General features: G+C 42.4%; 7 protein-coding genes and 2 pseudogenes. 8 read left to right on the plus strand and 1 reads right to left on the minus strand.

Annotation, left to right across the window (positions count from 1 at the left end; genetic code table 11):
- The 7 genes and pseudogenes from AB6D80_RS23510 to AB6D80_RS23540 all read left to right on the plus strand — a co-directional run.
- On the plus strand, positions 1-846 hold an 846-nt coding region (locus tag AB6D80_RS23510; protein WP_372189775.1), incomplete at its 5' end, for a type III secretion system needle length determinant.
- Positions 846-1,811: a type III secretion system cytoplasmic ring protein SctQ gene (gene sctQ / locus AB6D80_RS23515; RefSeq protein WP_029223742.1), complete on the plus strand. Its 966-nt coding sequence runs from the start codon at positions 846-848 to the stop codon at positions 1,809-1,811. The genes AB6D80_RS23510 and sctQ, both read left to right, overlap by 1 nt.
- The gene (gene vscR, locus AB6D80_RS23520; protein ID WP_017096440.1) at positions 1,808-2,458 is read left to right on the plus strand and encodes a SctR family type III secretion system export apparatus subunit VscR; all 651 of its coding nucleotides are present in this window, start codon (positions 1,808-1,810) and stop codon (positions 2,456-2,458) included. The genes sctQ and vscR overlap by 4 nt, the downstream gene beginning before the upstream one ends.
- A 13-nt stretch (positions 2,459-2,471) precedes the next feature.
- Positions 2,472-2,738: a type III secretion system export apparatus subunit SctS gene (sctS, locus tag AB6D80_RS23525; protein WP_017096439.1), complete on the plus strand. Its 267-nt coding sequence runs from the start codon at positions 2,472-2,474 to the stop codon at positions 2,736-2,738.
- Positions 2,735-3,517: a type III secretion system export apparatus subunit SctT gene (gene sctT, locus AB6D80_RS23530; RefSeq protein ID WP_029222875.1), complete on the plus strand. Its 783-nt coding sequence runs from the start codon at positions 2,735-2,737 to the stop codon at positions 3,515-3,517. The genes sctS and sctT overlap by 4 nt, the downstream gene beginning before the upstream one ends.
- Positions 3,518-3,804: 287 nt before the next feature.
- The gene (gene sctU / locus AB6D80_RS23535; protein WP_017096437.1) at positions 3,805-4,857 is read left to right on the plus strand and encodes a type III secretion system export apparatus subunit SctU; all 1,053 of its coding nucleotides are present in this window, start codon (positions 3,805-3,807) and stop codon (positions 4,855-4,857) included.
- Positions 4,858-4,971: 114 nt separating this feature from the next.
- Positions 4,972-5,371: pseudogene (locus AB6D80_RS23540) on the plus strand (IS3 family transposase); the annotation flags it as partial.
- A 198-nt stretch (positions 5,372-5,569) separates the two neighbouring features.
- On the opposite strand, the pseudogene AB6D80_RS23545 reads toward AB6D80_RS23540, so the two are convergent.
- Positions 5,570-6,612: pseudogene (locus AB6D80_RS23545) on the minus strand (IS630 family transposase).
- Positions 6,613-6,786: 174 nt separating this feature from the next.
- Between AB6D80_RS23545 and AB6D80_RS23550 the strand changes: the two are divergent.
- Positions 6,787-7,158 carry a hypothetical protein gene (locus AB6D80_RS23550; protein WP_017097360.1) on the plus strand — a complete coding sequence of 124 codons (372 nt, stop codon included), beginning with the start codon at positions 6,787-6,789 and terminating at the stop codon, positions 7,156-7,158.
- Positions 7,159-7,575: the final 417 nt, after the last annotated feature.

The following is a 7,575-nucleotide window of genomic DNA, read 5'->3' on the forward strand; positions in this document are numbered from 1 at the left end:
GATTCAACGGATTCAACGGATTCAACGGTTTCAACGGATTCAACGGATTCAACGGTTTCAACGGATTCAACGGATTCAACGGATTCAACGGATTCAACGGATTCAACGGATTCAAGCGCATCTCTTGATGGCTTGTATCTCGATCCCAAAGACATTATTGACGGTTTCCCAAAAGGCTTGAATACTCAACCAGCGCCAATCCAGTTTGATGGTAAAGCCGCTACCTCTGTGCAAAACGTCTTGAATGGTCAGCGACTAAAGCCCGATACGACAGTAAAAGAAGCGGTAACCTTAAGTAACGCGCAGATTAACACAGAAGCGAAAGCTACGTTGTCCGCATTTGAAGAGAAGCTAAAACCCTTAAAGCGCATTGATTTACATCATTCAACCTCTGAAGTGGGCACCAAACTGCACTCGGCGGCGAATATAAACCAACCGACTACTCAAGGTGATGTGATCCTAAAGAGTATGGAAGCGCAAACACCTCGCAGCTCGGCAAGAAACGTGAACGATCTGATTAGTAAGTTGGTCGAAAAGATCTATGTTTCTCTCCCAACAGCGAACGAGAAGGAGGTCCGACTGTTTCTCAATGAAGGTCAATTGAAAGGTGGTGAGATCTCCATTAAGCACGACAGTTCTGGTTACAGCGTCTTAATTAAACAAGAGCATGCCCTTTCGCTAATCAACCCAAACGCTAAACAAGAATTGGTTGAGCGCTTACAACGCTTGGGGATTGAACAACCGATTCGAATCTCAATCAGCGAGCAAATGAACCAACAACAAGATCAACAACGTTCTCGACAACAACGCAGTATTTATGATGAATGGAAGCCTGAGGACGAATGATGATACTTAATTTCCCTAAAGTCGACGCATCAAGCATCTCGCTAAGCAATCAACTATGTGCGAAACAATGCCACTTTCAAGATAGCCTGAGCAACAGCCTGTCGGTTACGCTAGGGCCAAAACCTCAATTTACTGGCTATCGTTTGGCGTTATTCATTGGAGGGCAAACGATCAAAATAGATTTTTGTGGTGCGCAATTACAGTTGTGGTTACATGACATGCTTGACTCAACGGCTTTTGAATCACTACCAAACTCATTGCAATTGGCGTTACTCAATAGCCAGATTGAACCATACACCGATGTGATTAAACGTCTTTTTGGGCAGCTTCCTGTCTTAAGCAAGTTACAACCTCTTGAACAGCAAACTCAGCAAGAGAATGTATTGATGCTCACCATCAACCGTGATGACGCATCTCTTAGCCTCTGGGTGCATGAAGGTCGAGATGTGCTACTTGGCGCGTTGCCACAAGCACCATCTTACCTAAGTCAAAATATTGCACTACCATTCTGGTTGAGTTTTGGCAAAACACGTTTGGCAGTCAGCCAATTCGAGCAACTGGAATTGGGGGATGTGGTGTTTTTCGATGATTGCCACATCGCACAACATCAAGTGCTCTTTCAGATATCCAATCAAAACCTTTGGCGATGCCAACTCGACGAAACCATACTCCACATCCTAGATAAAGAAACCAATATGAACGATATCAATAGCTCTGAAGTACTTACCGACCACAAGCAACTGCCAATTGAACTCACTTTTGATGTTGGTCAGCAAACCATAACTTTAGAACAACTTAACGCGCTACAACCTGGCTTTACCTTTGAGCTTAACCAGCCAATTTCAAACCCGGTCACTATGCGAGCAAACGGAAGAATTATTGGTGAGTGTGAACTTGTGAGCATCAATGAACGCTTAGGTGTTCGCGTTCTCGAATTGTTTGGCGGTAGTCAGGAGCCAGCATGATCCAGTTACCTGATGAACTGAACCTAATCGTCACGCTCGCCCTACTTGCTTTGGTTCCTTTCATTGCAATGATGGCGACCTCTTTCGTAAAGCTTGCTGTGGTGTTCTCTCTATTGAGAAACGCACTGGGTGTACAACAAATACCACCCAATATGGCGCTGTACGGATTGGCGATAATTTTGTCGATCTTCATTATGGCACCAGTAGGATTTGAAACCTACGACTACGTTACACAACATGAAATATCCCTAGAAGATTCCGACAGTGTTGAAGGGCTGATTGAAAGCGGACTGCAGCCATATCGAGAGTTTTTGAAAAAACACATCCGTGAAACTGAAACGGTGTTTTTTACCGATGCTGCGAGAACCTTGTGGCCACAGAAGTACTTCGACCGCTTAGAGTCAGACAGCTTATTGTTGTTACTCCCCGCCTTCACGGTCAGTGAACTAACTAGGGCATTTGAGATTGGTTTCTTGTTGTATCTGCCCTTCATCGCTGTCGACCTAATCGTGTCCAACATCCTACTGGCAATGGGGATGATGATGGTATCGCCGATGACAATTTCGCTACCATTCAAACTACTGCTTTTTGTGTTACTTGACGGTTGGACCAAGCTAACTCATGGCTTAGTACTCAGCTACGGATAGTGAGGAGAGAAATATGAATCCGGCCGAAATAATCCACTTTGCCACTCAGGCTTTAACGCTTGTTCTATTCTTGTCGCTGCCACCGATTCTGGTTGCGGCGTTTGTTGGCACCTTAGTCTCACTCATCCAAGCACTGACTCAAGTTCAAGAACAAACGTTGGGATTTGTCGTTAAACTGATTGCCGTCATAATTACCTTGTTTGTTACCGCACAGTGGTTGGGCGCCGAGCTGCATTCGTTTGCAACATTGACCTTAGATAAAATCCCGCAAATACGATGAGTTACGATGATTTGCACCACGCACTGTTCCTGTACAGCTTAACGCTTCCTAGGTTAATGGCTTGTTTTATATTCCTGCCGATCTTAAACAAGCAAATGCTGGGTGGCACCATGGTGAGAAATGGAATCTTGTGTTCTCTTGCACTTTTTATATTTCCTATAATTAATCAACAAAATTTACCTGCAGAAACGGATGGAATCTGGTTAATGGTTATCTTGGGGAAAGAGGTGTTATTGGGTCTGCTCATTGGCTTTATTGCGGCGATCCCCTTTTGGGCAATCGAGGCGGCAGGCTTTCTCGTGGATAACCAGCGAGGCGCAGCCATGGCGAGCATGTTTAACCCCACCCTCGGTTCGCAATCGACGCCAACGGCGGTATTGTTGACTCAAACTCTGATCACTTTGTTCTTCTCGGGCGGTGGCTTTGTCACTTTTCTTTATGCGCTATTTTCCAGTTACTCGTCATGGCCTGTGATAGGTTTTTTTCCAACCATAACAGAAGGGTGGGCACGCTTTTTCTACGACCAATTTGAGCAATTAATGTGGCTTGGAGTTTTGATGTCTGCGCCTATAGTACTGGCGATGTTCCTTGCCGAGTTTGGGCTTGCGCTCATCAGCCGATTCGCACCACAACTCAACGTTTTCTTCTTGGCAATGCCGATCAAAAGTGCCATCGCCAGTGTGTTATTGATTGTGTATCTGGCTCTGATGATGAACCACTTTCAAGCACTTTTCTCTGAAATCGCACTGTTCTCAGAGCAGCTAAACACTATTTGGTAATCGCTAGAGTCTGCTTATCTCTCGAACTTATTTTTGCAGCGACTTGTAGATTGTTCTTGCAAAAATAGATGCTTTGAAATGTGGTAACTCTATTCGATAAACCTATAATGCAGTGGAAAGAAACCACAAACGCCGTCCAAAGAGTTCAGCTAAAACGTTTTACTCTTTGTTGAGAGGGATTTACTTAGAACGATTCGGCGAAAAGGAATTAGCCGTCCGCCTCTCACCTGATTAAAACGCTTTATCTCGAACAAAATTCAACCAAAATAAATAAACAGGTCCTAATAATGAGCGGAGAAAAAACTGAACTCCCCACCCCAAAAAAACTCAGGGATGCCCGCCAAAAAGGGCAAGTTGCAAAAAGTCAGGAAATCATTTCATCTTCATTGATTCTGTCTTTGATTGTCGTGTTGTTTGCATTCGCCGATTACTATATGTCGCACATATCTGCCCTAATTTTACTGCCAAGCAAATTGGCATATCAGGGCTTTCAAGATGCACTACTCGACGTAGCTATCGCCATCGCCAAAGAAATGGTTTATCTGCTTGCGCCGATCCTCTTGATTGCAACCTTAGTCGCCATCATGGCTAACATGGGACAGTTCGGCTTTCTATTTAGTGGCGAGTCTGTCAAACCGGACATCAAGAAGATCAATCCAGTCGAAGGGGCAAAGCGAATTTTTTCGTTAAAGAGTATCATTGAGTTTATTAAGTCCATTCTCAAAGTTTCGTTACTTTCATGCATTATTTGGATAACGCTGAAAGGTAACTTAAACACGTTACTGCAGATACCTACCTGTGGGTTAGAGTGTGTACCGATCATCACTGGCGTATTAATCAAACAATTGATGATTATCTCTGCGGTAGGCTTTATTGTGATTGCCGCAGCCGATTTTTCTTACCAAAAGTTCGACCACACTAAACAGTTAAAGATGACCAAAGATGAAGTGAAACGTGAATACAAAGAGATGGAAGGCAGCCCTGAAATAAAAAGTCAACGTCGTCAACTACACCAAGAAATGCAAACTTCTAACCAAAGAGATAACGTTAAACGCTCGAATGTGCTGGTTACAAACCCAACACACATTGCCATCGGTTTGTACTATAAAAAGGGCGAAACACCTCTGCCTGTGATTACCCTAAAAGAGACTGATGCGATGGCAAAGCGTATGATTGCGATTGCCAAAGAAGAAGGGGTTCCGGTGATGCAGAAAGTACCGCTCGCACGTGCGTTATATGCGGATGGGCAGTTAGACCAATACATTCCTGGCGATCTTATTGAAGCCACCGCAGAGATCCTGCGCTGGGTTGCGTCTCTGGAGCAATCTGAAGAGCAATAAGCGAGAAAACTATGTGGTTCAAGGTAAATATCGCTAGTACTCGACTCACTCAACTTGAAGATACAATTTTTAAGACATGAAAATGATCCATTTCTCCGTAAGCTATTGGTTGTGCATTACACCAGGCTCAATCGTAGAGCAAAGAAAGTAGAGGTCTCATTTAAGCCAAAAACGAGAAAAGCAATACAGCACCTAGCCATTGATGCGACTGGCCAATGGTTGATGGCGAAGGTGAATGGAAAGTCAAAAACGCAAGACAGATGGCAAGCGGAGAGTTTGTCGATATCGTATAACTCAAAGCATGAGCCGTCGTGGTAATTGTTGGAACGCCTGTTTTGAAAGCTTTTTCCACTCAATGAAAGTAGAAGCTGTCCAAGACGAGCCGATAATGATGCGAGAAGAGATGCTTCAAGCACTCTTTGAATACATCGAAGTTGTTTATAATCGAACAAGAAGGCACAGGGCTCTTGGGTATCTAAGCCCAATTAACTTTGAAAAACAATATGTCGCTTAATACCTTCTCCAGTCTAACTGGAGCAGATCATTAGGGCGAATGTCAAAGCTATAAACAAAGTCATAGGACTAGGTATGCCTGTTAGAAGCTAACTATTAGTCAAATATGGCGTCGTTGAACCTCAAGCTGATTTGATCAACAACGCCTACAAGAACAGATTCACACGATTGAACATAATGATAGTGGCTATATACCCAATCAACTTGAAGATGCAGGCTTGAGAACTTGAATTTATCATTAATTCGAGATGTCAAAGAGCCTGCGATCTCTGGAAGAGTCACAGTAAAAAATTGACCTATTGCCGCCTTGAAGTCCCGTTTGCTTTTGAAGTAAACATTGTTCCTCGACTTCTCATTCATTACTTTCCATAGCCGCTCTATTGGGTTTAGGTTTGGGCTATAAGGTGGAAGATAATGCAGTTCGATATTTAGGACAAACGCCGCATCTTTGACTAAGTCACTGCGGTGATATCCTGCACCATCTAAGATGATATGAAGCTTATGGGCTAACAGATAGCTCTCTCTTAACTTACAGAAAAAGCGAACAATACTTTCACTGTTAATGCTTTCGTAATCGTGAACAATGGTGGCACCAATATCCGACAGGTTCAGTGCACCAATAATGTTCAATCTGCTGCGATCACCCGTTGTTTCAATCACTTTATCCTGACCAGTACGTATCCAGCCATGAGATATTTTGGTTGATAAGGTTGGGTGAACAGCGTCGATAAAAACTATCGTTTCACCCTTACCACAGCTTGCCTTTAGTGATTTATAACCATCTATGAAGGCTTGTTGTTTTGCTTCATCAAACTTGTGTGGAACGCCTTTCGGCTGCTTGTAGCTAAAGCCATTGTGGTGAAGCCATTTGTTCATACCTGAAACCGTATAATCAAGTCCAAATGTCTCTTTAACATAGGCGACAATTTGATGAGTATGAGAATAGGTTTTCTCAGTCAAATGCTCGATTAGGTGCATGGTTTGAGTAGCAGAAAGTTTACTTTGGCTTCCGCCATTTTCAGGCTTAAGTTTTTCAGAAAGAACGTAGTCACTGAGGTGACGTGCAACGGTCGATTCATTAATACGAAGGGCTTGTGAAATCATAGTCTGACTCCAGTCTTCAGAAGCTAGCAAAACAGCCTTAATACGGTCGCAAACTCGACTGTCACGTTCATTGTCGTGCATTTGTCCGAGTTGTAGTTTCTGTTGAGGAGTCAGTGCAATTTTCATGGCTCGTAGCATGATCCTGATTCTAAAGAAAATCAAGCATCTTCAATGATCACAGGTATAAATACCAATCAAATTTGCTCTAATTATTCATTTTTTGAATTGATATTAAATTTAAATTGATATTAAATCTGAATTGGGTTTCTATATATGCGATTTAACGTAATTATAAATATAATGGAGATATAAATGAAAAAAATCATTGCAGTAATACTTCTAGGAGTAACATGTTCTGTCTTAGCTAAAGAAGTGCCGGTTAATTCACCAGAAGTAGATTTGTTGCTTAGCAATAATACTATTCATGGTGTTCATTACGGGAAAAAAACAGTTCAATATTTTTCCGATTCAGGCACAACGTGGTGGATGAGTAGTGGTGATGTAAAACCCAGCGAAGGCACATGGCGCATTAAAAATAATAAATATTGTTCAAACTTTGGTAGTGGGGAAAGCTGCTACGAGGTTGTCCATGATAACTCACAAGATATCTATTACTTTTTAAAAGGCGATTTCCGAGCTCCGTTTATCCCTCGTGAGGGATACACGTTTAGCTCGGTAGACTAGTTGTTTCATTTATTTAACGTAACGGCACTTAGTGTGGCCCAAATTTAGACACAAGAACAGCTCCCTATTAGGAGCTGTTCTGCGTTACGGAGTCACGCAATTGAACATAGGAATAATGAACACCAATAATTTTTTTTAGTGAGTTTTTTAAAATGTATGTCTTTTTACGGATAACCTTGTTTTTCTTAGATTCATCACCACATCAAATATGAACAATATTGCTGTTAAACTAGTTTAAAGGTTTTGTATGGCTATCTATGTAGCGCCTGGTAATAAAGTCGGGCGAGATGGGGCTCTTTTCAAGAGTGTAAAATTAATACAACAAATCATACGGTTGTAGTAAAATATGGTCGGTATTGTACTATCCGTGATCATGAAATAGCGCCTCCAACAAGTACTGCAGCGCGACATTGGTTG

This window comes from Vibrio sp. 10N.247.310.17, from assembly GCF_041466605.1.
Classification (GTDB): Bacteria; Pseudomonadota; Gammaproteobacteria; order Enterobacterales; family Vibrionaceae; genus Vibrio; species Vibrio tasmaniensis_A.